Raw genomic sequence first — 24,108 nt, 5'->3', positions numbered from 1 at the left:
CGAAGCAATCCATGCTTCCGCATATGCGAAGCAATGGATTGCTTCGTCGCTTCGCTCCTCGCAATGACGAGGATAGGCCCAGCTCACCGTCCCGTCATCCTGAGGAGCGCGCTCTTGCGCGCGTCTCGAAGGATCGACGGCCAACGGCCGGGCCGTGCATCCTTCGAGGCTCGCTACGCGAGAGCCTCAGGATGACGGTGAGAGAGCTGGCGCACCGCAACCCGTTCAATTCACCGAATTGCTGACCATCACCTCGATCAGCTTCGCGCCGGGACGGCTGAACGCCGACTTCATCACACCCTTCAGCTCCTGCGGGTCGGTGACCTTGATCGCCTCGAGCCCGAGCGAGCGCGCGACACCGGTGAAATCGACCGGCGGATCGATGAAATCCATGCCGACGTAATTGTCGTCGCCATGGAAGGCGAGCAGGCGCTGCTTGATGATGCGATAGCCGCCATTGTTGACGATGACGAAGGTCAGCGGCAGCTTGTGGTTGGCCGCGGTCCACAGCGACTGGATCGAATACATCGACGAGCCGTCGCCGGAATAGCACACCACCGGGCGCTGCGGATTGGCGAGGCTGACGCCGACCGCGGCCGGCAGGCCCCAGCCGATGCCACCGGAGGCAAGCGCGTGATACCCGTAGCGGTCGCGATGCGGGCGTAAGCCGAGGATCTGCCGCGACGAGGTCAGGCCTTCGTCGACCAGGATCGCATTGTCGGGCATCGCCTCCACGACCTGCAGCGCCAGCCAATCCGGATCGATCGGCGATTTCAGGCTCGCCTTCGAGATCTGCTCGACCAGCGCCTTGCGCTTCGCCGCCCAGTTCTTCGTCGAGAGCGCTGCAAGGCCCTGCTTGGCGCGCGTCTCCAGCGCGCCGCCGCCGAGCTCCTTCAATGCCGGGACCAGCGCGCGCAGCGTTTCCTTGACGTCGGCCTTCACAGCGATCTCGGCGCCATAATTCCTGGCGAGATCGCTGTCGACGAGGCCGACCTGCACGATCGAGAGCCCGTCCGGCAGCGGATCGACCTCGCTATAGACCGACATCCGCAGCGGATCGCCGCCGAGCGCGATCAACAGATCATACGGCGCCAGCACGTCGCGGGCGACCTTCTGCAGCCGCGCGATCGCGCCCATGAAGCTCGGGCTTTCGGAGAGGAAATGCGAACCATAAGGCGTCGGCGATTGCCAGGCCGGGCAGCCCAGCGTCTCGGCGAGATCGGCCGCTTCGCGCAACGCGTCGCTCTTGACGATCTCGTCGCCGACGACAATCACCGGACGCTCCGCTTTCAGGATCCGCGCGGCCAGCGCCTTCAACGACTCCTCCGACGGCCGGACGCGCGTGTCGACCCGGGTGGAGCGGCCGAGCTCGATGCCGGCCTCGGCGTTGAGAATATCGCCGGGCAGCGAGATGAACACCGGTCCCGTGGGCGGCGTGGTCGCGATCTTGGCGGCGCGGCGCACGATGCGCGGCAGGTCCTCCAGCCGCGTCACCTCGACGGCCCATTTCACCAAGGGCGTGGCCATCTGCACCAGCGGACCATAGAGCACCGGCTCGGTCAGGCCATGGCCCTGCTCCTGCTGGCCGGCGGTAAGGATCAGCGGCGTGCCGGTGAAGCTCGCATTGTAGAGCGAGCCCATTGCATTGCCGAGGCCGGGCGCGACATGGACGTTGCAGGCGACCAGCTTGCCGGAGGCGCGGCTGAAACCATCGGCCATCGCGACGACCAGGCTCTCCTGCATCGCCATCACATAGGTGAGGTCAGGATGATCCTTCAACGCATGCATGATCGGCAATTCGGTGGTACCGGGATTGCCGAACAGATGCGTGACGCCCTCGTCCTTCAGCAGCGCCAGGAATGCCGAGCGGCCGGTGATGCGATTCTTCATGTTCCCTCCAGGCCTGCCAGCGCATTGGCCGACGGCACCGGTGGAGATGACCAAACTTGCGCTTGGGGAGCAATCGAGCGGCCGGTCATGGCCGCATTCCGCTGGCGCGCGCCTGGCTCTCGGGGCCCATCATTTCACTGCGCCGGCCGGTCCCTCGAAAGCCGGCGTTGGGCAGACGTGAACCTCGACGGGAGCCATCGAATTGCGCGGCCGACCTTAACGCTACTTTAGCCAGAGTGCCCTAAAGCGACGATGGTTTGCCTTCATCAAGCACACAGAAGAGCATGCAGGGCCCGCACACGGCTCGCTTCGATCGCGAGGGTTCAGTCATGGACGCGCTGGCGGCCTGGAACGGAACCAGGCTCGATAGAGGACCGGGAACGATCGGGCGCGAGAAGCCGGGTCTCTATGTCTTCCTGATCGCAGTCACGTCGGTGTACTACCTGTCGAACGGGCCGCTCCTGCTCGGCCATCTGGATCTCGGATGGCACCTTGCCGCCGGAGACCTGATCAGGGAGCGCGGCAATGTCCCCTTCCAGGATCCATGGTCATTCACCCACGGCGACAGGCAATGGTACAATCTGTCCTGGCTCTGGGACGTGATCGCCAGCGTGGTGTTTCAATACACGGGGTATATCGGTCTCACACTGTCGGTCGTTGCATGCGGCGCCGTCATCACCGGATATCTTGCATCGATCTGCCTGCGCAGCGGCGCCTCGACGCTTGCGGTCGGCATTTCCGTTCTCGCCGCGTGCCTGCTTTACCCGGCGTTCGTGACCGCGCCGAATTCCTATCTCGCCGCTTCGCCGAACACCCCGACCATGTTGTTCTGCGTCGTTTTCTACGCAGAGTGCCTGAAGCGAACCAGGTGGTTCTTGCTGCCGGTGATGATGGTGCTTTGGGCCAATCTGCATGGCGGCTTTGTGCTCGGGCTTTTCATCATCGGCATCTTCGGCGCCGCGTCCGTGCTCAGGCGGGACTGGGCAGGTCTTAAGATCTACGGTTTCGCAGCCGCCGGTTGCCTTGTCGCAATCCTGATCAATCCGCTCGGCTGGCACATCTACGACGGCGTCACGAACACGCTCGGCCACTTTGCGCAGGCGAACATCACCGAGTGGTGGTCTTATTCCGCGAACTTCACCGTGCCCGGGAGCATTCCCGGCATCGTCTATATCGCCATATTTGCCGCGTTCGAGCTGCGCCACCCGGCTGCCTCGCCCGCTCCTCCGGAGTCGCGGCTGCTGTCCTGGCTGTTTCTGCTGCTCGGATTCTATCAATACCGGTACATGTCGTTCTTCTTCATGTTCGCGACGGTGCCGCTGGCGCTTCACATCGACCGGGTGCTGCCCAAGCAGCTCAACGACCTCAAGGTCCAGAGTTCGTTGCTGGTGGCCGGCATTGTCGGCATGTGCGCGCTGCCGCTGACCTTGATGTACGTCAAACCGGCGCTCGCGATGCCGCAGCTGCTCTCGGAGCAGGATGCGCGTTATCTTCAAAGCCATTTTCCGCATGCACGGCTGCTGAACCACTGGAACGTCGGCGGGCTCCTGATCTTCTACACACGCGGTGCGGTGCCGGTGTTCGTCGACGGTCGGTCGGCCACCGCCTATCCCGATGAGCTGCTGCGCGACTATTTCAGCCTGATCAAATGGGAGATCGACGAGGCCGCCTGGGACACCGTCCTCGCCAAGTACAAGATCGACACGGTGCTCTGGGTGAAGGCGCACGAACCGCTGAAGCGGTTCCTCGTCGACAAGAGAGGGTGGACCGAGGAATACGTAGGAACGGACGAGGTCATCTACGTGAAGCACTGACATAGCGTTGGTGTGACCGCCCTGCCTCGAACGCTGACATGCGCGACCTGGTGTCCTAGAACATTCCCTCGCGCTCGCTGCGCTTCTTCTTTTTCGAACGTTGCCAGACCACGCCGGGATAGCCCTTCAGCGGCACCAGCGGCTCGCCGGTGTAGGCCCACTCCTGCAATTCCTCGATCGCGATGTGATAGAGCGGCTGCCGGCCGGTGCGCCCCGAAAACAGCGCGCGCGGGATATTCACCATGTGCGGCGACCGGGCGCGCTCGTAGACGATGGGCGTGCCGCAATTGGCGCAGAAGCTGCGCGCGGTCTTGCTTTTCGTGTCCTCATAGCGCGAGAGCTCGCTCTCGCCCTGCGTGATGCGGAAGCGCTTCTTCCAGCTGCCGACATAGGTCGCATAAACAGCGCCATGGGCGCGGCGGCTCGCAGCGGTGTGATCGTGCCAGGCCCAGCGTGCCGGCACGTCGATCTCGAACTGCACCTTGCCGCACAGGCACTGGCCGGCCGCGGGCTTTGCCAGCGCCACCGGTTTTGATTTCTTTGTCGGCTCAAACTCGTCGTCCGGAAACATCGGGGTCGCTCCATTTGCCGTCATTGCGAGCGCAGCGAAGCAATCCATCTATCCGCGCGCCAGGGGCGATGGATTGCTTCGTCGCTGCCGCTCCTCGCAATGACGAGGAAGGAAGCATCGTAGCCCGGATGCAGCGAAGCGAAATCCTGGGACGCTTGATCCGCCGACGAAAGGCCCCGGATTGCGCTGCGCTTCATCCGGGCTACGAGACTATCCGGACTACGAGATCCTCAGGCCTGCGCCATCTCGTCGTGCAGGGGATAATCCGTGTAGCCCTTCTCCTCGCCGGCATAGAAGGTCGCGCGGTTGTACTTGGTCAGCGGATAGCCGCGCTGCAGGCGGCGCGGCAGATCCGGGTTGGAGATGAAATAGCGGCCGAACGCGATTGCATCGGCATGGCCTTCCGCGACCGCGCTCTGCGCGCTGTCGCCGACGAAATTGCCGGCGGTGATCAGGACACCGCTCCACATCGGGCGGTACAACACCATCGCGGACGGCACGTTCTGCCAGTCGACCTCGGCGCGACCGGTGCCCGAGGCACGCGGCTCGATGAAATGCAGGTAGGCGAGCCCGAACTTGTCCAGCGCCTTGATGGCGTGGCTGTAGAGCGGCATCGGCTCGGCCTCGCCGCTGCCATTGGCAATACCGTAGGGCGAGAGCCGCACGCCGACGCGGTTGGCGCCCCAGACCTCGGTCACCGCCTGCGCCACTTCCAGCAGGAAGCGGACGCGGTTCTCTATCGAGCCGCCATATTGGTCGGTGCGCAGATTGCTGCGCGATTGCAGGAACTGCTCGATCAGATAGCCATTGGCGCCGTGGATCTCGACACCGTCGAAGCCGGCGGCGAGCGCGTTCTTCGCGCCCTGCCGGTAGGCCTCGACCATCAGGGCGACCTCGCTGGTCTCGAGCGCACGCGGCGTCTCGTAGTCGACTACCTTGCCGTCCGCCGTCATGCACCTGAACTCGGCGGGGATCGCGACCGCCGACGGCGCCACCGGCAGCGCGCCATCCGGCTGGAACGAGGAATGCGAGACGCGGCCGACGTGCCAGAGCTGCAGGAAGATCAAGCCGCCCTTGGCGTGCACGGCATCCACCACCTCGCGCCAGCCCGCGATCTGGGCCTCGCTGTAGATGCCGGGGACGCCGGGATTGCCGAAGCCGGTGGCGACCACCGGCGAGGCTTCCGCGATCAAGAGGCCGCCGGGCGTGGCGCGCTGCGCGTAATATTCCGCGTTCATCGGCCGCGGCGCGAGACTCGGCCGCGCCGCCCGCATCCGCGTCAGCGGCGCCATCACGACGCGATGCTTCAGCTCATAGGGACCGACCTTGAGCGGCGAAAACAGCGATGGAGAACTCATGCCTACCCCGATTATTCTTTGTGATGTCCCGTTATGTCACGGGTTCATCTTGTTCGCAAAAGCAGGTAGTGGCAATCTAGCGAACAGACAAGCAGGCTTGCCATGTCGAAAACGAGCGCCACATCGCTCCCCTCGTTGAGCGTCCGCATCGATCTCGATGCCGAAGACCGCATCGGACCGGGCAAGATCCTGCTGCTCGAGCAGATCAGGGAATGCGGCTCGATCTCGGCCGCCGGCCGCGCCATGGACATGAGCTACAAGCGCGCCTGGGACCTGGTCGACGAGATCAACCGCATCTGCCGCCAGGCGGCGGTGGAACGCCAGACCGGCGGCAAGAACGGCGGCGGCGCGGTGCTGACCCCGTTCGGTCTTTCCCTGGTGGCGCGCTACCGCAAGATCGAGCGCGATGCGGCGACCGCCGTGCGCAAGGATCTCGAGGCCCTGCGCAGCGACATCGGCAAGCCGAGGAAGGCCGCGGGGCGGTAAACGCTGGAATCGGCGGCCGCAGCAAGGGGCGCTTACGAAAATATCGAAAACAACCCCATGCACAGTAGCCGGCGACGGCCGGCGCTCGACAAGGCGACTTGACGCGTCGGGCAAATCAGGGATATTCTTCTAATATTCCGAAATCATGCAAGCATTGGTGAGGGGCTTCGCTCCGCGCACCAGCTAGTGGTGAGACCTGTACCCCCCTCACGCGCCGCGCAAGGGCGCGGCGACCTCTCCCCGCAGGCGGGGAGAGGCGAAGAGAAAACGCAGGCGGTTGCGCGACCCTAACCCGTCTTGATCCAGACCGCCTTGACGTTGAGATATTCCTCGACGTGCTGCTTGCCGGACTCGCGGCCGTAGCCGCTCATCTTGTAGCCGCCGAACGGCACCGCCGGATCCATCGCTTGGTAGCAATTGACCCAGACCGAGCCAGCGCGCAGCGCCTTGGCGAGCTGGTGCGCCTTGCTGACATTGGTGGTCCAGACACCGGAGCCGAGGCCGAAGGTGGTGGCATTGGCGCGCTTGATCAGCTCGTCCGGATCCTTGAACGAGATCGCCGAGATCACCGGGCCGAAGATCTCCTCCTGCGCGATGCGCATGTTGTCCTGCACATTGGCAAACACGGTCGGCTGCACGAAATAGCCCTTCGACAGCGCGCCCTCGGTGAGGCGGCCGCCGCCGGCCAGCGCCTTGGCGCCTTCCTTCTGGCCGATGTCGAGATAGCCGGAGACCCGCTCCATCTGCTGCTGCGACACCAAGGGGCCGATCTGGGTGTTGGGATCGAGGCCGTTGCCGACCTGCAGCTTCTTGCCGAACTCGGCGACGCGGCCGACGAACTCGTCATAGACCTTCTGCTCGACGAACAGCCGGGTGCCGGCGCTGCAGATCTGGCCGGAATTGGCGAACACCGCCATCGCAGCGCCCGGCACCGCGGCATCGAGATCGGCATCGGCGAACACAATGTCCGGCGACTTGCCGCCGAGCTCGAGCGAGACGCGCTTGAGGTTGCCGGCCGAGGCACGGATGATCGATTGCCCCGTGACGTGCGAGCCGGTGAAGGCGACCTTGTCGACATCGGGATGCGAGGCGAGCGCGGCGCCCGCGGTCTCGCCATAGCCCGGCACGACATTGACGACGCCGGGCGGAATGCCGGCCTCCATGCAGAGCTCGCCGATGCGCAGCGAGGTCAGCGGCGATTCCTCCGCCGGCTTCAGCACCACGGTGCAACCGGTCGCGATCGCGGGGCCGATCTTCCAGATCGAGGCGGTCAGCGGCCCGTTCCAGGGAATGATGGCGCCGACCACGCCGATCGGCTCCTTCAGCGTGTAGGAGAAGATCTCGCCGGGCAGCGAGTTCTCGATGGTCTCGCCGTGGATCGCGGTGGCCTGGCCGGCGTAGTAGCGCAGCATGCCGAGCGCGCGCAGCCGGTTGCCGCGGGTGCGGCTGATCGGCGCGCCCATGTCGAGCGTGTCGAGCTGGGACAGTTCCTCGAAATTGGCCTCGACCAGCTCGGCGAGCTTGAGCAGCATGTTCTGCCGCTCGAACGGCTTCACCTTGCTCCACGGCCCTTCGAAGGCGCGGCGCGCGGCCGCAACCGCACGGTTGATGTCCTCGGCATCGCCCTCGGCGACGGAGGCGAGCAATTCGCCGGTGGCGGGGTTGTGGGTTTCGAATTTCTTGCCGGAGGCGGCGTCGACCCATTTGCCGTCGATCAGCATCTGCTTGTAGGAGCCATCGGCATAAGGATGGCGCGTGATCGGAATAGCCTGCGAAACAGCCATGTTTGCACTCCCTATAAAATGTCGGCTGAGGTGTTTTGGAAGCGTTATATCGGCGATTCTACAGCGCGGCCACGAAACCGTAAAGCGACGCCGGCGTTGTCGAGGGTGGCGCGCATGAAAACCTCCCATGCACCTGCGTGCATGCCAGGTGCGATATACTGATTTTCGAACTGAGCCACAGATGTGTCCGGAGACCGACGATGCCCCACCCCGTGATATCAGCCAATCATGTTGCCGTGATCACCGGAGGCGCATCCGGCATCGGGCTTGCTGCAGCTAAGCGGTTTGCCGAAGCCGGCATGAAGGTCTGCATCGCCGATCTCGGCGATGACAGGCTGAAGGCGGCTGCCGCAAAACTGTCATCTGCCGCGCCTGGCGGCGCCGCCGACATCATGACGGCTGCGGTCGATGTCAGCCGTGCTGATGAGGTCGCAGGCCTTGAGGCCGCCGTCACGAAAAAGTTCGGCGGCACCGACATCCTGATGAACAATGCCGGCATCCAGCCCGGCAGCGCGATGTTCGGGCCCGCGGACAATTGGCAGCGCATCCTTGGCGTCAATCTGTGGGGCGTGATCAACGGCACGCAGGCGTTTGCGCCGAACATGATCAAGCGCGGCCGGCCGGGGCTGATCATCAACACCGGCTCGAAGCAGGGCATCACCACGCCGCCGGGCGATCCCGCCTACAATGTCTCCAAGGCCGGCGTGAAGGCGTTCACCGAGGCGCTGCAGCACGAGCTGCGCAACACCGACGGCTGCAAGATCACGGCGCATCTCTTGATCCCGGGTTTTGTCTTTACCGGGCTGACCGCGCGCGGCCGCACCGAGAAGCCGGCCGCCGCCTGGACATCGGAGCAGACCGTCGACTTCATGATCGAGCACCTCCAAGCCGGCGATTTCTACATCCTCTGCCCGGACAACGACGTGCCGCGCGCGCTCGACGAACGCCGCATCCTGTGGGCCGCCGGCGACATCGTCGAGAACCGCCCGCCGCTGTCGCGCTGGCATCCGGATTTCGGCGACGCATTCGCCGCGTTCGTGAAGGGAAAGTAGTTACACCGTCATTGCGAAGAGCGAGGCGACGAAGCCCGTCATCGGGCGCGCGTTCGCGCGGCCCGTTGGCTTGCACTGACGTCATGAGCCGCTGACACGAGGGCCGGGCCAAACCGACATGGCGACGTCGATCATGCGATCGAGCATGCTCGGATCACCACCCGTTTGCGGGAAATTCAATACGGCCTGCAGCACACCGAGATAATACCAAGCCATCGCATCGATGTCGGCATCCTCGGGCAGCTCACCCGCCGCCACGCCTTCACGCAGGAGGCCTGCCAAAACGTCACGCTGACGTGCTGCTGCTGCCAGTGTGGCGGCCTGTCCTGCTTTAGATAGTGCCGAGATCTCGGCACAGCTTCGCCCGATCAGGCAGCCCCGGGGCCGGGATCTGTCCGGCAAAAACGCGCGCAGCAACGCGTTCAGTCGCCCGCGCGCGGTATCGGCCTTGGCAGAGTTCATGCGCCGTAAGACGCGCTGCGTATAGGCTGCGAGGGCTTCCCGGAACAAGCCGTCCTTGTCCTGGAATCGCTGATAGAGGCTGGAGCGCGACAGGCCCGTGGCCTCGGTCAGATCGCTGATGGCAGCGGCCGCGTAGCCGTTGCGCCAGAAAACCTCGATTGCCGCAGCGATCACGGCAACTTCATCGAATTGCGGCTTGCCGCTCATAAACACCCCGCTTGACATCTTGGACCGATCGTTCCATGTATGTTGGACCGACCGTTCCAAGATACAAGGGAGATGTCGCTATGTCCAAGGAAATCCAACCGGCGTCGCACAAGCCGCGGATCGCCATAGCCGGTGCCACGGGCCGCGTCGGCTCGACGCTGGCCGGCCTCCTCGCTTCCGATCCGGTCGATATCACGGTGCTGACCCGGCGGCCCGACGCGCCTCAACTGCCCAAGGGAGTCCGCATCGCCGCTGTCGATTTCGATCGGCCGGATACGCTTCAGAACGCGCTTCGTGATACCGATCGGCTGTTCGTTTCGCATGGTACGTCGCCACAGCAGGTGGCGAACGAGATCGCGTTGATCGACGCCGCCGTAGCTGCCGGCGTCCGCCATGTGGTCAAACTCTCCGCCTTGGGGCCGGCGTCTCGCCTGAATCCTTTTGCCTGGCATATGCAAATCGAGGCGCATCTGGCTCAGCAGCCGGTGGCGTCGACCGTCTTGCGGCCCTCGGCATACGTCGACATCCTCAAGCGCGCGGCTGGTCAAATCGCCGCCGGCTTCTGGGCGGGCGCGGCCGGCGAAGGGCGCGTGAACTTTATCGATACCCGTGACGTCGCCGACGTGGCACGCGTGGCATTGCTCGAGGAATTCAGCCCGGAGTCGCAGCGCGCCTATCATCTGACCGGGACACGGGCCTGGACCATGCTGCAGGTTGCTGAGCAGCTGTCGAGCCTGCTCGGCCACCCGGTCGTCTACAACCATCGGTCGACTGAGGAACAGCGAGCCGCGCTGCTGGCTGACGGCCTCCCGCCACTGGTCGCCGATTTGTTGGTCGGGCTGGACCAGATGTTTCGCGAATCCGCTCTCGGAGAGACCACGTCGACTGTCGAGACATTGACCGGCCAGTCGCCGAGAACGCTGCCGCAATGGCTTGCCGAAAATATCGAGATCTTTCGGAACTCAACCCGGCACCGGGCCGGGGCTACGCTCGCACGTTGAGCGTTTTCTTGGCGACCAGTTGAGCAATGAGGGGTTTCAGATGAAGGCCTACCTGATTGTAACGTTGACGGTTCACGACGAAGCGATGTTTGCACAGTATCGAAGGCAGGTAGGGGACACGGCCGCCCCGTTTGGGGGACAGTTTCTCGCTGCCGGTGGCAAGGCGACAGTGCTGGAAGGTCAGTGGGAGCATCCCGGCACAGTGGTCGTTGAATTTCCGTCACGCGAATCCGCTGAACGCTGGTACGACTCGGCCGCCTACCAGAAGATCATTGGTCTCAGGCTCAAGAGCACGCGCGGCAGCCTGGCTATTCTGGACGGAGTTTGACAAGGCATCTGCGTGCGATCGACGGCGCCGCATCCTCTGAGCCGCCGGCCGCTGTCGCGCTGACATCCGGATTTCGGCGACGCGTTCGCCGCATTCGTGAAGGGGAAGTGAGGTCTCTCCCCGTCATTGCGAGGAGCGAAGCGACGAAGCAATCCATGACACCGCATGCGCGGAAAAAAATGGATTGCTTCGCTCCGCTCGCAATGACGTGGAAAGGCCATCGGGCAACGCTAATTCGCCCGCACCCGCACCGGCGTCACCGGCTGCGCCACCAGCGCCTCGCCGAGCTCGCTCTGCTGGGCGCGCGGGATCGAGAAGCAGACGCTGAAGCCGTCCGACGTCTTCAGCGTCATCATGCCATGGCTCGGATCGGTCGACTGCTCGAGCACCCATGAATCCAGCGGATAGGCGTAGCGCAGGCTCTGGTCGCCGAAACGCGTCTGCAGCGCCTTGCTGATCAGCCCGGGCAGCGTCATCACCAGCGCGCCGACCTGGTTGATCGACAGGCGAATGGTTGCGGGCTCACCCTTGCCGTCGACGAAGCCCAGCGAGATCGCGCAGCCGTCGGGCGCGACTTCGCAGGTGGTGAGCTGCTGGGTTTCGATCTGCATGCCGGCACTCCGGATCATTTCGTCGTTATATTCGTAAGGATATATCGCTCGGCTGGCCGCCGTCCAGCCGGTATTCGGGGAGCATCTTTGGCCGTGGCCCGCCCGCCGCAATCGTGATATACGGCGAGATATAGCGAGGCCCGCGAAGGGCCCGTATGACCAGGGAGAGCAAAGCCTATGAGTGATTACAAGCTTCTCATCGACGGCAAGATGGTACCCGGCGACCAGACCATGCCGGTGCTCAATCCGGCGACCGAAGAGGTGGTGGCGCAATGCCCCCGCGCCTCCAAGGAACAGCTCGACAAGGCCGTCGCCGCAGCGAAGGCCGCCTACCCGGCGTGGGCCGCCACGCCGATGGAAGAGCGTCGCAAGCTCATCATCAAGATGGCCGAGGCGATCGAGGCCAACACCAACGAGCTCGCGCACATCCTGACCAGCGAGCAGGGCAAGCCGCTCGCGGACGCCACCGGCGAAGTCATGGGCATGACGGGCTTCTTCCGCTACCTCGGCTCGCTCGATCTGCCGATGCGCGTGGTCGAGAATTCCGGCGACCGCAAGGTCGAGGCCTATCGCCGCCCGCTCGGCGTGGTCGGCGCGATCATTCCCTGGAACTATCCGCTGCTGATCCTGGCGTTCAAGCTGCCGTCGGCGCTGCTTGCCGGCAACACGCTAGTGGTGAAGCCTGCGCCCACCACGCCGCTGGCCTCGCTGCGCTTTGCCGAACTGGTCAAGGACATCCTGCCGAAGGGCGTGCTCAACTTCATCGCCGACGCCAACGATCTCGGCGATCACATGACCAAGCATCCTGACATTCGCAAGATCTCCTTCACCGGCTCGACCGCGACCGGCCAGAAGGTGATGGCGAGCGCATCGCAGACCCTGAAGCGGATCACGCTCGAGCTCGGCGGCAACGACGCCGGCATCGTGCTCGACGACGTCGATCCGAAGAAGGTCGCGCCCGGCATCTTCGAGGGTGCGTTCCAGAATTCCGGCCAGGTCTGCCTCGCCATCAAGCGGCTCTATGTGCACGAATCCGTCTATGACGAGATCTGCAACGAGCTCGTCGCGATTGCGAAGAACACCGTGGTCGATGACGGCTCCAAGCAGGGCACCAAGCTCGGCCCGCTGCAGAACAAGATGCAGTACGAGAAGGTGAAGGCGTTCCTCGACGACGCCCGCAAGAACGGCAATGTGATCGCCGGCGGCGCCGCAATGGACCGTCCCGGCTATTTCATCGAGCCGACCATCGTGCGCGACATCAAGGAAGGCTCCAAGCTGGTCGACGAGGAACAGTTCGGCCCGGTGCTGCCGGTCATCAAATACTCCGACAAGGATGACGTGATCCGCCGCGCCAACGCCACCACCTACGGCCTCGGCGCGTCGGTCTGGTCTTCCGACATCAAGCGGGCGCACGAGATCGCGACCCAGATCGAAGCCGGCACGGTGTGGATCAACAAGCACCTCGACATGGCCCCGAACATTCCGTTCGGCGGCGCCAAGCAGTCGGGCATCGGCACCGAATTCGCCGAGGAAGGTCTCGCCGAATTCACCCAGCTGCAGATCATCAACGGCCCGCCGGCCGCCTGATCCTAAAACATGCGGCCGCGCGACGCCTTGGCACCCCTTAATGCCCCTTGGCGCCGCGGCCGCCGCTCTCCTCCACAACGAACAGAGCCCATCATGTTCGATGCCCAATGCGACCTTGCCGCCCTGGTCTATGACGACAATGACGATCCCGACGCCATCCTGCGCGACTTCGCCGGCGACCTGAAGGCGCGCGGGGCGCGCGTGGTCGGCATGGTGCAATCAGGCCAATGCGCGGATTCCACCCTGTCGGCAGTGCTGGTCCACAGCGGCGAGACGCTGCTGCTGGCGCAGCCGCCGAGCCCGGGTGCGAGCGGCTGCAAGCTCGATCTGTCGCGGCTGCAGGACGCCGGCGTTCGCGTCGCCGATGCGCTCGCTGAAGGCGCCGATCTCGTCATCGTCAACCGCTTCGGCAAGCGGGAACGCGACGGCAAGGGCCTTGGCTTCGTGATCGAGCGCGCGCTCGACGCCGATATTCCCGTCGTGATCGCGGTGTCACATCAGAGCTTTGCCGACTGGATCAAGTTCGCCGGCGGCATGAGCGTGAAGCTCGCCTGCGAGCGCCACGCGCTGGACGCCTGGTGGCGCAACGTCTCGCTGCGGACCGCGGCCCGGATCGCGCCGGATCACACCACGGTCTGCGAGGCGTTCAAGTAAAGGGGCTTTGTGGGGTGGGTCAGCTAACCCATCCAATTCTATTTATCCCGTCATCCTGAGGTGCGAGCGGAGCGAGCCTCGAAGGATGAACGGCCCGGCCGGTGGCCGTCGATCCTTCGAGACGCGCTACGCGCTCCTCAGGATGACGGGACATGCAGAATCGCAGGATGAGTCAGCGAGCCCCACCATACAGACCAGGCCGCGCTTACAGCGTTTCCTGCTTGTGGTCGCAATTCTTGCAGGTGAACTTGACGCGGGACTGGCCCTTTTCCGCCTGCACCCGGTTCGGCGCGCCGCATTTGCCGCAGACGGCCTCGATCCGGGTCGTGCCCTGCTTGATGACCAGGTTCCGCTTTTCCATGGTCTCGCGGATCAGGCGCTCGGCCTCCTCGCGCAACGATTGCTTCGACATTAACCCCACCGGTCATTGGTTTGCGGGCGGCGTCATAGCACGACCCCGTGAAGCTTTGACAGCAGATATCGAGCTCTATTTGTGAGTACATCCTAGAGCGTTTTCGAGCGACGTGGATACCGGTTCGCGTGACGAAAACGCGTCAATACAAAAAATCTACACGATGAGCCGATCGACCGGCAGCCGGAAATGCCGCGGTTTCAACGGTTTTGCGGGCCGGCCGACGCGGAACACGTTGACGAGGCGCAGATCGGTGCCGATCTTGCCGACCTTGCGCAGCAGGTCGTTGAAGTCGGGGTGATCGGCCAGCGCCGAGATCGGGCATGCCGCGAGCCCGGCGCGATCGATCTCCAGCCAGCTGCGGTAGAAATGCCGCCCTGTCGTGAGTGGATCCTCACCGACCGGACGACAGAACAGCACGATCGCCGCGGCGGAAGCGGTCTTGGCGCTGTCTGACAGCAGCGATGCGGCGAGGCCGAGACGATCGAGCGGCCTGAACAGGCTGCCGAGCACGAAGCGGGCGGCGGTGGCCTCGACCGCATTCATCGCAAGCGCATCGCGATTGAGACCATCCAGCAGATAGCGCGGATCGTTGGGCGACAGCCGCATCCATTCGAGCAGTTCGGCCCGGTAGTCGTCGCCGTGCACGAAGGAGAACTCGGCCTGGTCGGCCCAGCCGGCGATATCGGCAATTGCTTGGCGATGACAGATGCAGACCAGATCGTCACGCGCGACGGCGAGCTGCAGCAGCGGCGCGGGCTCATCGGGCGACGCCGCAAATTTGCCGCGCCACGACATCCGGTGCGCCACATGGCCGGCCAACGGATCGGGCGCGACACCTTGCCTGATCGCAAAGCTGCAGAGCGCGGTAAATTGCGGCGACAGCGGCTGCTCGATCGTGGTCATCGCCGTGATCGCGAGGCCGCGGCGGTTGAGCGCGAGGCTCATGCCCTCCAGCGCTGCGCCGTGCGACACAAGCACGTCGTGTCCGGCGGGATCCGCAACCGGCGCGCGCACGCTGATATCGTCGACCAGCGCCAGCCGCCTGTCGCCGAGCAGCCGCCAGCGGGTCGGCTGGATGTTGTGGACGCTCGGCGCCAGCCGCGCCTCCGCGACCAGCTCGCGCAGCAAATCCGGCGTCAGCTCGCTCATGCCGCGGCCAGCCGCTTGGTGAACAGATGCAGCCGGTGCAGCGGCGTGGCGCCGGCCTTCTCGACCTGGCGCAGCGACGGCGCGTTGATGTCGGCGATCCAGGTGCCGCCGAGCGTGCGGTAGCCGGCCTCTTGCAGGGCCAGCGCGGTGCGGTAGAGCATCGCGCCGTTGAGGCCGCGGTTGTGCAGGTCGCGGCAGACCGACTGATAGATCAGCACCGCGCGCGTGTTCAGCATGCGGTGCTGCACGAATTTGAACGGCGCCGTCAGCCCGATCCGGCCGCCGATCGCCTTGATCAGCGGATTGAGGTCGGGGATCGCGATGATCGCGCCGGCGGGCCGGCCGCGGTGATAGACCACGGTCGAAATCCGCTTGTCGATGATCCACATCATGTCGCCAGCCTGGAACAGATATTCGGCGGCGGTCGGCGGCACGAACATCGGATTGTCGGCAAAGCCGTCATTGAGGATCAGCCGCGCATCCTCCAGCCGCACCTTGAAGGCGGAGCGCTTGATCGGCTGCCAGACGAAGTCCGTGTCGGCCAGCACCGCGCGCTGCTTGTCGCCGAGCAATTGCTCCGGCCTGCCGCCGTCGAGCGCGATCTCGAACGTCGTCATCGGAAAGGTCGCGGCATAGCCGGCGCGTTCGAGATGCTGTGCGATATGCGGCGGCGACCACATCATGTCGGTGAACGGCGCATGGTCGAAGCCGTCGGTCATCACCCCGATCTGCTGCATCGCCGTCAGATTGAAATTGCCGGCAATGCGGGTCATGCCGCGCGCGGACAGCCATTGCTCCGCGGCACGCAGCAGCGCATCGGTCACTTCGACGTCGTCGATGCAGTCGAAGAAGCCGAACGCGCCGTGGCGGGTGCCGTGCTTGCGGTTGGAGGCGTCGTGGATCGAGGCGGCGATGCGGCCGACCGGACGGCCGTCGCGATGCGCCGAGAACAGCGCATAGCGGCCGTGGCCTTCGGTGACGAACGGATTCTTCGTGGCATCGAACATCCGGTCGAAATCGCTCCACAGCGGCGGCACGTAGAGGCTGTCCGGCCCATAGGCATTGAGCGCGGCGTCGAACGCCGCCCTGCGGTCGCCCTCTCGGATCTCAAGCGTCATTTGGCCTCCGGGGTCAGCGCCAGCAGCCGCCGCACCAGCGCCAGTGCAGTCTCGGTGGCGGGATCGGCCGCGGTCACCGGGACGGCGAGCACGATCAGGTCGATCGGATCGTGCGCGAGCACGATGACGTGCGAGGCGCTGTTGGCGGTCATCAGCGACACCATACGCTCGGCGGCCGGGTCGGTCGGCGCCAGCCCCCACGGCGCATCGGGCCGGCGCAGCACGCGCCTCGCCGACAGGAAATCGCGCAGCAGCGGCGGATCGTAAAGCGCGAGCTCGCCTTCACGGAAACGCCGCGCGCTTTCGAAGATCGGATGCCGCGCGAGCTCGGCGATCAGCTGCTCGCGGGTCTGCGCCGGCGACGCCGCGACCGAATTGAGCACGCCCGGCTCCTGCGATTCGAACAGCGCGCGCAGCGCATCCGTCATCAGGCCGATGGTCAGCACGCCGGCGATCGCCACCGCGACGAACCGGACCATCTGCGCGGCATCGACGTCGGGCGCCATGAAGGCGGCGGCGAGGCCGAGCAGCCCCGAGGAGATCAGCCGCAGCGCCATCATCGCAAGGCCGTGCCGGCGCGTCTCGGCACCGCCGCCGGCGATCAGCATCACGGTCACGGTGAGCAGCGCACCCAGCGCGCCGAGCCGGACCGGGATGTCGGGGAATAGCGTGCGGAAGTCAGTGAGGATGAACGGGATCACCACCAGTGCGCCGACCGCCATGCGGCCGATGCTGCGGTTTTCCGAGGCCATCAGCGCGGCGCGGTCGCGCGTCGCCAGCAGCAGCGCGCAGGTGGCGAAGCCCACGAGCTGGAACAGCGCCAGCGCGACTGCATAAGGCATCGCAAAGCGCTGCAACCCGAACAGACCGCCGAGGCCGAGCACGATGCCGCCGGCGAGCGCCGCGATCTTGACCGCGCGCGGCGCGTGCCGGCGCTGGATGCCTTCGGTGACAACAAGCGCGCCGAGCGGGATCAGCGCGGCCGGGATCACCGAGAGGCGATCGAGCAGCCGGCTTCCACTCCACCACGCGACGCCGCGGTCGAGGAACAGGAGTGCGATCACGCCGAGCGCGAGCAGCAAGCGGCGCGTCAGCGGGCTCCGGGGATCGCGCCGGTAGAACGTCATCATCGCCACTACGACGCCGATGGCGCCGCAGAGGTTGACGATGGAATCGGCGATCACGCCCGAGGTCATGCGGCGCCCGTCAATTGATCGATCGCCCGCCGCACCAGCGGGCGCATCAGGGCAGCGACCAGCGCATTGCGCGGCCTCTCGATCGCCGGCCGATGCGGGTTGAGGAACCAGCCGCGGCAATCGGTGCCGGAGGTGCGCCCCAGGATCAGCGCGACCGCTTCATAGGCCATCAGCATGCCGGTCGAGATCACCATCGGCGCGAACGACATCCGGCTGCGGCGGCCGGCCGCGACTTCGCCGGCAATCGCAAGGTCGACATAGTTGCGCGACGAGGAGTGCAGCATCACGTGCTCGATCTCGGCCCGCATCGCAGCGCGGCGATCGTCCTCGGTGATCTCGGTCCAGTCCTTGACCAGGGTCGGAAAGCCGAGCCGCTGCTCGGGCCGCGGATCGTGCGGACGCACCACGATCACCGACGGCAGCGGCGACATGTAGGCGTCGATCACGGTCGCATCGGCGGCTTTCGCGGTCCGGTACAGATGCACGCCGGCGGCGATATCGTCCATGCCGTTGACGATGACCGGGCAGCGTTCGGCAATCCCGGCGAGCTCGCTGGTCCAGTTCTCGCCGAGCACCTCGACCTCGATGGTCGGATTGATGCGTTTGGCGGCCTCGGCCGCGACCGCGGCCTTCTCGCGGCCGACCTCGTCAGCAAAGGCGAACACCTGGCGATTGAGGTTGGAGACTTCGAAGCGATCGATGTCGGCGATCACGAACTTGCCGACGCCGGCGCGCGCCAGCGCCATGAAGGCGGCGCCACCCATGCCGCCGACGCCGCAGACGAACACCCGCGCCCGGCGCAGCAGCTGCTGCTCGTGCTCGTCGATAAAGCCGATGTTGCGGCCGGTGAACGAGTAATAATCGAAATTCATCGCGCGGTCCCGTTCTCCTGCCTGCACGGCCGCAAGGTGCCGAAGGCGCGACTGTCGTCCATCCAGTAGACCACCGGCAGCACCAGCCGCTGCAACGCCAGCATCGCGGACGCCGCGAGCAGCGCCGGCAGCGAGCCCGAAGGCACCTCGCTCATCAGGTAGCGCCGCGCGCCGGCGAGATCGATGCGGCCGAGTTGCAGCACGTCGTCGCCGCGGCCGTAGTCGAGCTCGCGTTCGCAAAATTCGTTGTAGACGGCATCGCGATGCTTCGGTGCGACCTCGAAGGTCTTCTTCAGTGCGTCCGAGCCTCCGGTATAGGCATTGGTGATCACCGAACGCGCCTCGTCGAAGCCGGCCTCGTCGCCGACGCCGAACACCGCGCGATGCCGTGCCATGATGCCGCGCGCCAGTTGCAGATGCGCAAAGCTCTGCCGCGCGCCCGGCAGCGGCGACGGGAATACGTCCGAGAAGGTGTCGCTGACCATGCCGACCACCGCCGGCACCTGGGTGACGTTGGAGATCCATTTCGGCCGCAAGCCATCGCGGGCGAACAGCACCAGCGCGGTCAGGCCGTAAAGCACCCAGGACAGTCCCTGCCCGCGCACATCGGGATCGACCATCACGAGGCCGAGATGGGTCACTTCGGTGGGCTCGCCGTCGAGCGGCACGTCCATCACTGACAGGGCGTTGAAGGCGATCGGTCGTCCGCTGTCTTCCTCTGTTATCAAAGTGATAACGGCGCGCGACAGCCGCTCCGGCTCGCCGGAGAAGATGCCGTAGCTCAGGCTCTCCTCGGGCAGCGTCTTGGCGGCGACGGTGCGCAACTGCTCGACCAGCGCGTCGAGCTCGTCCTTTGGCAGCGACAGGCCGGGCGATTCGACGATGCGGGTGCGCTGGCCGGCCTGGGTGCGCAAGGTGAGATCGATGGTCGGCTGCGACAGCGCCTTCAGCCAGAAGCCGCCGTGGCTGCGCAGGCCGTCAAAGGCCGCGCGCGCTTTGGCAAGGCTCCTGCTGCCGCGCGAAGCGGGCGTGCGATTGTCGGTGGACGCCATTTCTATGTCCCTCGGGCGCGATCTCTGCACTTTGGCCTGTTAAAGAGCCATGAGTGCAACCTGGCGCTGTTTGCCGCAGGGTAAACAAGGCCTTCCGGAAACGGAACAAGTTGGTGGTAAGCGGCCCGCGGCCTATCCACCGTCATTGCGAGCGCAGCTCGTAGCGGCAGAGTGCGTGCTCCTTCACCGTCACCCTGAGGAGCGCGGAACGCGCGTCTCGAAGGGTCGACGGCCACCAGCCGGGCCGTGCATCCTTCGAGACGCGCTACGCGCTCCTCAGGATGACGGGACTGCTAAGTCTAGCGCCCGATCGGCGCAAAGCGTTTTAGGCAAAAGCGGCGGGTGCGAAACACCCGCCGCTTCGTCCTGGCTCCGGCTCACCCTGCCTTGGACACTTCCATCAGCAGGCGCTCGGCCTTGGCGTCCTCGATCCGGTTCACGAACTTGCCGCTCTCGTAATTGTCGCGCACCGTCTTGGTCAGCGTGATGCAGGTCTGGACCAGCATCACGATGCCCATCGTCAGATAGCCCTGCATCCAGATGCTGATCGGCAGGAAGAACACGCCGACCGCGACGAGGAAGGCGGAGGCTGCGAAGGACGCGTAGGTGAAGGTGACCCAAGCGCCGCTGTGGGGTTGGATGGTCTGGTTCATGGTCGTCTCCTTGATGTTAGGTGATTTGAAGTTGGCTTGGTTTCAGGCTCGAGGTTTCAGGCTTGAGTTCTCAGGCGGCAGGCGGGCGCTTGGCTCTCAAGCGCGCCAGCACGTCGTCGGCCGTCGATTTCATCCGCGGGCCAAAGCCCTGCTCGGCGAGCTTCTCGGCGGTGGCTGATGGTCCCGAGGCGGTGTCGATCTCGAACAGCGCGTCGTCGGCCGCCTGAGTCTCCATCTGCCGCTCGCGCAGCCGCTTCAGCGTGGCTTCCGCTTCCGGCAGCGTCGACTCATAGGGCCGCGCCGCCTCGATGCCGCTTCGGCGCAGCGAGCGCACGGCTTCCGAGGCACGGGCGAGGCGCCTGCCGCGATCGAGCTCGGCAATGCGCGCCTCGGCATTGGCGACGTGGCGCTTCAGCCGGGTGATCTCGGTGGCGAACAGCGCGCGCGCGGTCATCGCGGCGTCGCGCTCGGCTTCGAGGTTGGCGATCGCCTGCGCGGCTTCGCGGGCGAGGTCGTCCCGGCCGCCCTCGAGCGCCGCCGAGGCGCGCACCTCGAGATCGGCGATCCGGGCATTGGTCGCCTCGAGCCGCCGGCCCTCCTGCTGGTCGCCGGCAATGGCCAGCGCCAGGGTCCGTTTCGAGCGGTCGACCGCGGCGGCGGCATCGCGCATTTGCTGGTCGAGGACGACCAGAGCGGTCCGATCTTGCAGTTCCTCCTCGGCTGCCGCCACGCTGCCGCGGAAAATCGTCAAAACAGTTTTGAACATTTGGTCACTCCCTGTTATGAGCATCGCTCATGAATCTCTTGTACCACATAATGAGCATTGCTCAAGAATTATTTGAGCAACGCTCATACATGTGATTAACGACGGGTGAAACATGTCCAAAGCATTGGAACGACGTGCAAAACTGCGCGAAGCGCTGATCGAGGCGGCGGAACGGGCAATTGCGGCAAAGGGTCTCGGTGGCCTGAAAACCCGCGAACTGGCCCAGGAAATCGGGGTCGCCAATGGCGGCGTCTACAATCTGGTCGAGGATGTCGACGAGCTGATCCTGCGCGTCGGCTCCCGCACGCTGGCCCGGCTCGATGCTTCGCTGTCGCTGGCCGAGATCCGCGGCGCGGCGGCGCCGCGCGAGATGCTGGTGCGGATCGCGGTCGCCTATTGCGACTTCGCCGCCGACAATCTCGAACTGTGGCGCGCGCTGTTCGAGCATCGCATGCAGCCCGGCAAGCCGGTGCCGGAATGGGCCATCACCGAGCAGATGGAACTGTTCCGCCACATCTATAAGCCGCTCGCCGCGCTGTTTCCGCAGCGTTCGCCGGCACAGCTCGGCGTCACCGCCCGCAGCCTGTTCTCCGCCGTCCACGGCATGGTCGCGCTCGGGCTGGAGCACAAGCTGATCGCGGTGCCGATCGGCGCGCTGCGCAGCGAGATCTCGACCCTGACGCGCGCGATGGTCGACGGCCTGGCGGCGATGAAGGATTAGCGCAGGTGCCCGTAATCGCACGGTGTCCCCGCCGTGCGGTCAGGCAGAGAAAGGAGGAAGGCCCCTTGCGGAACGATCGAACTGTAGTTACTTACCTCGGATCGAGTTTCGGCCGAACGACTTGGCCTCGCCGCTGATAGCGTGCCTGACTGACGACCCTCACCCCCTGAACTTCGACTTAGCCTGCTGCGCCCTCGGGTGCGGCTCCAAACACGCATCTGTACTAAAGGACGATGTTCCATGAGCATGGGAACTGTGAAGTGGTTTAACGGCCAAAAGGGTTTCGGCTTCATTCAGCCGGACGACGGCGGCCAGGACGTTTTCGTTCATATCAGCGCAGTCGAACGCGCCGGCATGAGCTCCCTCAACGAGGGTCAGAAGATTTCTTTTGAAATCGTGGCAGACCGCCGGACCGGCAAATCTGCTGCGGACAATCTGCGCGCGGTGTAAGCTGCGGCAATTAGCCATGCTGCTTTGACCACGGATGAACTGGCAAAGCCTCTGGTTACGCGACCCCGCGACTGGTCACCCGGCCGCGGGGTTCTCTTTATCAACACCGCGCGCAATGCCCGCCACGACCAGGACTTGAACCGTCCGCCGGCAAAGCGGCCTGCGCATCGAAGCAGCTGAGGTCGCGAGCGTGTCCACCAAGATCGATCCGGCTCCGCGGCACGACGACATCATGTACCCGCAGGTGCTCCCGTTCGTGCTGGTCCATTTGGGGTGTCTGGCGGCGATCTGGTCGGGCGTCTCATGGCCGGCGATTGCAATTTGCGTCGCGCTGTATTGGCTGCGCATGTTTGCGGTCACGGCCGGGTATCATCGCTACTTCTCGCATCGAGCCTATTCGACCAGCCGGACGTTTCAGTTCATCCTCGCATTCCTGGCCCAGAGCAGCGCCCAGAAGAGCGTCCTGTGGTGGGCTGCGAAACATCGACATCACCATCTTCATTCGGATACCGAGCAGGATGTGCATTCACCCCGGCACAAAGGCTTCGTGTACAGCCATCTCGGCTGGATCTTCTATCGACAGCACGATGCGACTGATCTGACGAAAGTTGCGGATTTTGCCGCGTATCCGGAGTTGATGTGGCTGCACAAATTTGAGATTTTGCCGGCGGTCGTGGTCGCATGTCTGTGCTTCCTCATTGCCGGGTGGCCGGGGCTCCTGGCCGGTTTCTTCTGGAGCACCGTGCTGCTCTACCACGCGACGTTCTGCATCAACTCCCTCGCACATGTTCACGGTCGCAAGCGATATGTGACGGGCGACGACTCCCGCAACAATTGGCTGCTGGCGCTGGTTACGATGGGTGAGGGTTGGCACAACAATCACCACGCCTATCAAAGCAGCGCGCGGCAGGGCTTCCGCTGGTGGGAGATCGATGCGACCTATTATGTCCTGGTGGTCTTGTCCTGGTTCGGTGTCGTCTGGGATCTCAAGGCGCCGCCCGCGCAGGTTCTCCGCAACGAGCAGCGCCTGGGATCGCGCGTGATCAAGCGGACGGCTGAGCAGCTTGCCGGCCGTTTCAACCCCGAACACATTGCGCAGGCGATCAAATCCTCAATCCACGAAACCGGATTGTCGGTGCGGGACGCGCTTTTTCTGTTGCAGCATCGTGCCGATTTGCATCTGCCCAGCATGCCGACGCGCGAGCAGTTGTTGGCTGAAGCCCAGGCCATGTTTGCGAAGACGCCATCGTTGGACGACATCGTCGACCGTGCACATGAGCTGCTGGTGGAATCGGTCTGCTTCCTTCTGGCCGTTCCGCCGCCGGTGGCCGGGGTAAACCCGAAAGCTTGAGGGAGCGGTAGCATTTTGCCTCGGGCATCCCCATATAAAGTCAATGAGCAACTGGCAAAAACCGAGCAAGCGCGAACCACCCAAGACCAAGGCCGAATTGCGTGAGATGCTGACCGAGGCGGTGCGTAACACGCCGAGCCCGGACCAGGTGTCGAAGCCGCGCCCGGTAAAAGCCAAAAAGACCGCGGCTGGTGCCGCCGACGTCGATTAAGCCCCGCGCACCACCCGACCGGATCGCCCGCCCCGGGATACGACCGAATTCCATTCGCGACGAGCGCGAAGAATTTCGAAGGAGCAGCATGCGCAAGCTTCCCAAGCCTACCGAACAAGAGATCAATGAGGGACCCCAAGCGGTGTCTTTTCAGATTGCGAACGGAAACGCACGACAGGATTGCACCCTGCAAACCACATTCCCGACGAAGATGCAGGCGCACAAATATCTTCTCGCGAATTGGCCGACCTTCGAAAAGATGGCTCGCGATGCCCTTGCGGCGGGAACCATTGAAGGCGGCCAGATCAAGCTCGTGATGATCTGAACAGCCCACGGAAACACCCAGACC

The 24,108-nt window shown here is 64.7% G+C and carries 26 protein-coding genes; 12 read left to right on the top strand and 14 right to left on the bottom strand.

Annotated features, from left to right (window positions below; all coding sequences use genetic code 11):
• Nucleotides 1-225 precede the first annotated feature (225 nt).
• Nucleotides 226-1,890, bottom strand: a complete 1,665-nt coding sequence (locus ACOIX3_RS06080) for a thiamine pyrophosphate-binding protein (protein ID WP_420968884.1) — start codon at nt 1,888-1,890, stop codon at nt 226-228.
• Between the two features lie 329 nt (nt 1,891-2,219).
• Between ACOIX3_RS06080 and ACOIX3_RS06075 the strand changes: the two genes are divergently transcribed.
• A complete protein-coding gene (locus ACOIX3_RS06075) occupies nt 2,220-3,704 on the top strand; it encodes a hypothetical protein (protein WP_420968883.1) in 1,485 nt (494 codons plus the stop codon).
• A gap of 55 nt (nt 3,705-3,759) precedes the next feature.
• On the opposite strand, the gene ACOIX3_RS06070 is transcribed toward ACOIX3_RS06075, so the two are convergent.
• On the bottom strand, nt 3,760-4,275 hold the full coding sequence (locus tag ACOIX3_RS06070) for a GFA family protein (protein WP_420968882.1): 516 nt from the start codon (nt 4,273-4,275) through the stop codon (nt 3,760-3,762).
• Nucleotides 4,276-4,505: 230 nt separating this feature from the next.
• Nucleotides 4,506-5,633, bottom strand: a complete 1,128-nt coding sequence (locus ACOIX3_RS06065) for an alkene reductase (RefSeq protein WP_420968881.1) — start codon at nt 5,631-5,633, stop codon at nt 4,506-4,508.
• A gap of 102 nt (nt 5,634-5,735) precedes the next feature.
• Between ACOIX3_RS06065 and ACOIX3_RS06060 the strand changes: the two genes are divergently transcribed.
• On the top strand, nt 5,736-6,119 hold the full coding sequence (locus tag ACOIX3_RS06060; protein WP_420968880.1) for a winged helix-turn-helix domain-containing protein: 384 nt from the start codon (nt 5,736-5,738) through the stop codon (nt 6,117-6,119).
• 287 nt (nt 6,120-6,406) lie between these two features.
• On the opposite strand, the gene ACOIX3_RS06055 is transcribed toward ACOIX3_RS06060, so the two are convergent.
• Nucleotides 6,407-7,903, bottom strand: coding sequence for an aldehyde dehydrogenase family protein (locus ACOIX3_RS06055; protein ID WP_420968879.1), 1,497 nt, complete (start codon nt 7,901-7,903; stop codon nt 6,407-6,409).
• 200 nt (nt 7,904-8,103) lie between these two features.
• On the opposite strand from ACOIX3_RS06055, the gene ACOIX3_RS06050 reads away from it, so the two are divergent.
• Complete coding sequence (locus ACOIX3_RS06050; protein WP_420968878.1) at nt 8,104-8,955, top strand: SDR family NAD(P)-dependent oxidoreductase; 852 nt, start codon at nt 8,104-8,106, stop codon at nt 8,953-8,955.
• Between the two features lie 81 nt (nt 8,956-9,036).
• On the opposite strand, the gene ACOIX3_RS06045 is transcribed toward ACOIX3_RS06050, so the two are convergent.
• Nucleotides 9,037-9,624, bottom strand: coding sequence for a TetR/AcrR family transcriptional regulator (locus ACOIX3_RS06045; protein WP_420968877.1), 588 nt, complete (start codon nt 9,622-9,624; stop codon nt 9,037-9,039).
• An 80-nt stretch (nt 9,625-9,704) separates the two neighbouring features.
• Between ACOIX3_RS06045 and ACOIX3_RS06040 the strand changes: the two genes are divergently transcribed.
• Both ACOIX3_RS06040 and ACOIX3_RS06035 read left to right on the top strand, forming a co-directional pair.
• Complete coding sequence (locus ACOIX3_RS06040; protein WP_420968876.1) at nt 9,705-10,625, top strand: NAD(P)H-binding protein; 921 nt, start codon at nt 9,705-9,707, stop codon at nt 10,623-10,625.
• Nucleotides 10,626-10,665: 40 nt separating this feature from the next.
• Entirely contained in the window at nt 10,666-10,953 is a 288-nt protein-coding gene (locus tag ACOIX3_RS06035) for a DUF1330 domain-containing protein (RefSeq protein ID WP_420968875.1), read from the top strand.
• Between the two features lie 230 nt (nt 10,954-11,183).
• Here ACOIX3_RS06035 and ACOIX3_RS06030 read toward each other — a convergent pair whose 3' ends face one another.
• Nucleotides 11,184-11,564, bottom strand: a complete 381-nt coding sequence (locus ACOIX3_RS06030; protein ID WP_420968874.1) for a hypothetical protein — start codon at nt 11,562-11,564, stop codon at nt 11,184-11,186.
• A gap of 177 nt (nt 11,565-11,741) precedes the next feature.
• On the opposite strand from ACOIX3_RS06030, the gene ACOIX3_RS06025 reads away from it, so the two are divergent.
• Both ACOIX3_RS06025 and ACOIX3_RS06020 read left to right on the top strand, forming a co-directional pair.
• Complete coding sequence (locus ACOIX3_RS06025; RefSeq protein WP_420968873.1) at nt 11,742-13,151, top strand: aldehyde dehydrogenase family protein; 1,410 nt, start codon at nt 11,742-11,744, stop codon at nt 13,149-13,151.
• 93 nt (nt 13,152-13,244) lie between these two features.
• Nucleotides 13,245-13,805, top strand: coding sequence for a DUF2478 domain-containing protein (locus ACOIX3_RS06020; protein WP_420968872.1), 561 nt, complete (start codon nt 13,245-13,247; stop codon nt 13,803-13,805).
• A 205-nt stretch (nt 13,806-14,010) separates the two neighbouring features.
• On the opposite strand, the gene ACOIX3_RS06015 is transcribed toward ACOIX3_RS06020, so the two are convergent.
• From ACOIX3_RS06015 to ACOIX3_RS05980, 8 genes are all read right to left on the bottom strand, one after another.
• Nucleotides 14,011-14,217, bottom strand: coding sequence for a hypothetical protein (locus ACOIX3_RS06015; protein WP_024581255.1), 207 nt, complete (start codon nt 14,215-14,217; stop codon nt 14,011-14,013).
• 156 nt (nt 14,218-14,373) lie between these two features.
• Nucleotides 14,374-15,369, bottom strand: coding sequence for a hypothetical protein (locus ACOIX3_RS06010; protein WP_420968871.1), 996 nt, complete (start codon nt 15,367-15,369; stop codon nt 14,374-14,376).
• On the bottom strand, nt 15,366-16,487 hold the full coding sequence (locus tag ACOIX3_RS06005) for a GNAT family N-acetyltransferase (RefSeq protein ID WP_420968870.1): 1,122 nt from the start codon (nt 16,485-16,487) through the stop codon (nt 15,366-15,368). The genes ACOIX3_RS06010 and ACOIX3_RS06005 overlap by 4 nt, the downstream gene beginning before the upstream one ends.
• Complete coding sequence (locus ACOIX3_RS06000) at nt 16,484-17,683, bottom strand: hypothetical protein (protein ID WP_420968869.1); 1,200 nt, start codon at nt 17,681-17,683, stop codon at nt 16,484-16,486. Before ACOIX3_RS06000 ends, ACOIX3_RS06005 begins: the two co-directional genes overlap by 4 nt.
• On the bottom strand, nt 17,680-18,555 hold the full coding sequence (locus tag ACOIX3_RS05995; RefSeq protein WP_420968868.1) for a HesA/MoeB/ThiF family protein: 876 nt from the start codon (nt 18,553-18,555) through the stop codon (nt 17,680-17,682). The genes ACOIX3_RS06000 and ACOIX3_RS05995 overlap by 4 nt, the downstream gene beginning before the upstream one ends.
• Complete coding sequence (locus tag ACOIX3_RS05990; RefSeq protein WP_420968867.1) at nt 18,552-19,607, bottom strand: hypothetical protein; 1,056 nt, start codon at nt 19,605-19,607, stop codon at nt 18,552-18,554. The genes ACOIX3_RS05995 and ACOIX3_RS05990 overlap by 4 nt, the downstream gene beginning before the upstream one ends.
• 377 nt (nt 19,608-19,984) lie before the next feature.
• Nucleotides 19,985-20,260 (bottom strand): YiaA/YiaB family inner membrane protein, encoded by a 276-nt coding sequence (locus tag ACOIX3_RS05985; protein WP_420968866.1) that lies wholly within the window; start codon nt 20,258-20,260, stop codon nt 19,985-19,987.
• 70 nt (nt 20,261-20,330) lie between these two features.
• Nucleotides 20,331-21,026, bottom strand: coding sequence for a PspA/IM30 family protein (locus ACOIX3_RS05980; protein ID WP_420968865.1), 696 nt, complete (start codon nt 21,024-21,026; stop codon nt 20,331-20,333).
• Nucleotides 21,027-21,138: 112 nt separating this feature from the next.
• Here ACOIX3_RS05980 and ACOIX3_RS05975 point away from each other — a divergent pair, with 112 nt between their 5' ends.
• The 5 genes from ACOIX3_RS05975 to ACOIX3_RS05955 all read left to right on the top strand — a co-directional run bounded on the left by ACOIX3_RS05975 (nt 21,139) and on the right by ACOIX3_RS05955 (nt 24,084).
• Nucleotides 21,139-21,747 carry a TetR/AcrR family transcriptional regulator gene (locus ACOIX3_RS05975; protein ID WP_420968864.1) on the top strand — a complete coding sequence of 203 codons (609 nt, stop codon included), beginning with the start codon at nt 21,139-21,141 and terminating at the stop codon, nt 21,745-21,747.
• Nucleotides 21,748-21,987: 240 nt separating this feature from the next.
• Entirely contained in the window at nt 21,988-22,197 is a 210-nt protein-coding gene (locus ACOIX3_RS05970; protein ID WP_342724435.1) for a cold-shock protein, read from the top strand.
• A gap of 232 nt (nt 22,198-22,429) precedes the next feature.
• Nucleotides 22,430-23,548, top strand: a complete 1,119-nt coding sequence (locus tag ACOIX3_RS05965; RefSeq protein ID WP_420971669.1) for an acyl-CoA desaturase — start codon at nt 22,430-22,432, stop codon at nt 23,546-23,548.
• 43 nt (nt 23,549-23,591) lie between these two features.
• Nucleotides 23,592-23,759, top strand: coding sequence for a hypothetical protein (locus tag ACOIX3_RS05960; RefSeq protein WP_420968863.1), 168 nt, complete (start codon nt 23,592-23,594; stop codon nt 23,757-23,759).
• A gap of 88 nt (nt 23,760-23,847) precedes the next feature.
• A complete protein-coding gene (locus ACOIX3_RS05955) occupies nt 23,848-24,084 on the top strand; it encodes a hypothetical protein (RefSeq protein WP_420968862.1) in 237 nt (78 codons plus the stop codon).
• Nucleotides 24,085-24,108 lie beyond the last annotated feature (24 nt).

This window comes from Bradyrhizobium sp. B120 (assembly GCF_049075665.1).
Lineage (GTDB): Bacteria > Pseudomonadota > Alphaproteobacteria > Rhizobiales > Xanthobacteraceae > Bradyrhizobium.
Note: the sequence above shows the minus strand (reverse complement) of the source record. Positions and strands in the feature narration are given on the sequence as shown.

Excerpts from the sequence above, each read along its gene's own strand:
- ACOIX3_RS06080 (WP_420968884.1), bottom strand. The coding sequence starts at position 1,890 with ATGAAGAATCGCATCACCGGCCGCTCGGCATTCCTGGCGCTGCTGAAG.
- ACOIX3_RS06075 (WP_420968883.1), top strand. The coding sequence starts at position 2,220 with ATGGACGCGCTGGCGGCCTGGAACGGAACCAGGCTCGATAGAGGACCG.
- ACOIX3_RS06070 (WP_420968882.1), bottom strand. The coding sequence starts at position 4,275 with ATGTTTCCGGACGACGAGTTTGAGCCGACAAAGAAATCAAAACCGGTG.
- ACOIX3_RS06065 (WP_420968881.1), bottom strand. The coding sequence starts at position 5,633 with ATGAGTTCTCCATCGCTGTTTTCGCCGCTCAAGGTCGGTCCCTATGAG.
- ACOIX3_RS06060 (WP_420968880.1), top strand. The coding sequence starts at position 5,736 with ATGTCGAAAACGAGCGCCACATCGCTCCCCTCGTTGAGCGTCCGCATC.
- ACOIX3_RS06055 (WP_420968879.1), bottom strand. The coding sequence starts at position 7,903 with ATGGCTGTTTCGCAGGCTATTCCGATCACGCGCCATCCTTATGCCGAT.
- ACOIX3_RS06050 (WP_420968878.1), top strand. The coding sequence starts at position 8,104 with ATGCCCCACCCCGTGATATCAGCCAATCATGTTGCCGTGATCACCGGA.
- ACOIX3_RS06045 (WP_420968877.1), bottom strand. The coding sequence starts at position 9,624 with ATGAGCGGCAAGCCGCAATTCGATGAAGTTGCCGTGATCGCTGCGGCA.
- ACOIX3_RS06040 (WP_420968876.1), top strand. The coding sequence starts at position 9,705 with ATGTCCAAGGAAATCCAACCGGCGTCGCACAAGCCGCGGATCGCCATA.
- ACOIX3_RS06035 (WP_420968875.1), top strand. The coding sequence starts at position 10,666 with ATGAAGGCCTACCTGATTGTAACGTTGACGGTTCACGACGAAGCGATG.
- ACOIX3_RS06030 (WP_420968874.1), bottom strand. The coding sequence starts at position 11,564 with ATGCAGATCGAAACCCAGCAGCTCACCACCTGCGAAGTCGCGCCCGAC.
- ACOIX3_RS06025 (WP_420968873.1), top strand. The coding sequence starts at position 11,742 with ATGAGTGATTACAAGCTTCTCATCGACGGCAAGATGGTACCCGGCGAC.
- ACOIX3_RS06020 (WP_420968872.1), top strand. The coding sequence starts at position 13,245 with ATGTTCGATGCCCAATGCGACCTTGCCGCCCTGGTCTATGACGACAAT.
- ACOIX3_RS06015 (WP_024581255.1), bottom strand. The coding sequence starts at position 14,217 with ATGTCGAAGCAATCGTTGCGCGAGGAGGCCGAGCGCCTGATCCGCGAG.
- ACOIX3_RS06010 (WP_420968871.1), bottom strand. The coding sequence starts at position 15,369 with ATGAGCGAGCTGACGCCGGATTTGCTGCGCGAGCTGGTCGCGGAGGCG.
- ACOIX3_RS06005 (WP_420968870.1), bottom strand. The coding sequence starts at position 16,487 with ATGACGCTTGAGATCCGAGAGGGCGACCGCAGGGCGGCGTTCGACGCC.
- ACOIX3_RS06000 (WP_420968869.1), bottom strand. The coding sequence starts at position 17,683 with ATGACCTCGGGCGTGATCGCCGATTCCATCGTCAACCTCTGCGGCGCC.
- ACOIX3_RS05995 (WP_420968868.1), bottom strand. The coding sequence starts at position 18,555 with ATGAATTTCGATTATTACTCGTTCACCGGCCGCAACATCGGCTTTATC.
- ACOIX3_RS05990 (WP_420968867.1), bottom strand. The coding sequence starts at position 19,607 with ATGGCGTCCACCGACAATCGCACGCCCGCTTCGCGCGGCAGCAGGAGC.
- ACOIX3_RS05985 (WP_420968866.1), bottom strand. The coding sequence starts at position 20,260 with ATGAACCAGACCATCCAACCCCACAGCGGCGCTTGGGTCACCTTCACC.
- ACOIX3_RS05980 (WP_420968865.1), bottom strand. The coding sequence starts at position 21,026 with ATGTTCAAAACTGTTTTGACGATTTTCCGCGGCAGCGTGGCGGCAGCC.
- ACOIX3_RS05975 (WP_420968864.1), top strand. The coding sequence starts at position 21,139 with ATGTCCAAAGCATTGGAACGACGTGCAAAACTGCGCGAAGCGCTGATC.
- ACOIX3_RS05970 (WP_342724435.1), top strand. The coding sequence starts at position 21,988 with ATGAGCATGGGAACTGTGAAGTGGTTTAACGGCCAAAAGGGTTTCGGC.
- ACOIX3_RS05965 (WP_420971669.1), top strand. The coding sequence starts at position 22,430 with ATGTACCCGCAGGTGCTCCCGTTCGTGCTGGTCCATTTGGGGTGTCTG.
- ACOIX3_RS05960 (WP_420968863.1), top strand. The coding sequence starts at position 23,592 with ATGAGCAACTGGCAAAAACCGAGCAAGCGCGAACCACCCAAGACCAAG.
- ACOIX3_RS05955 (WP_420968862.1), top strand. The coding sequence starts at position 23,848 with ATGCGCAAGCTTCCCAAGCCTACCGAACAAGAGATCAATGAGGGACCC.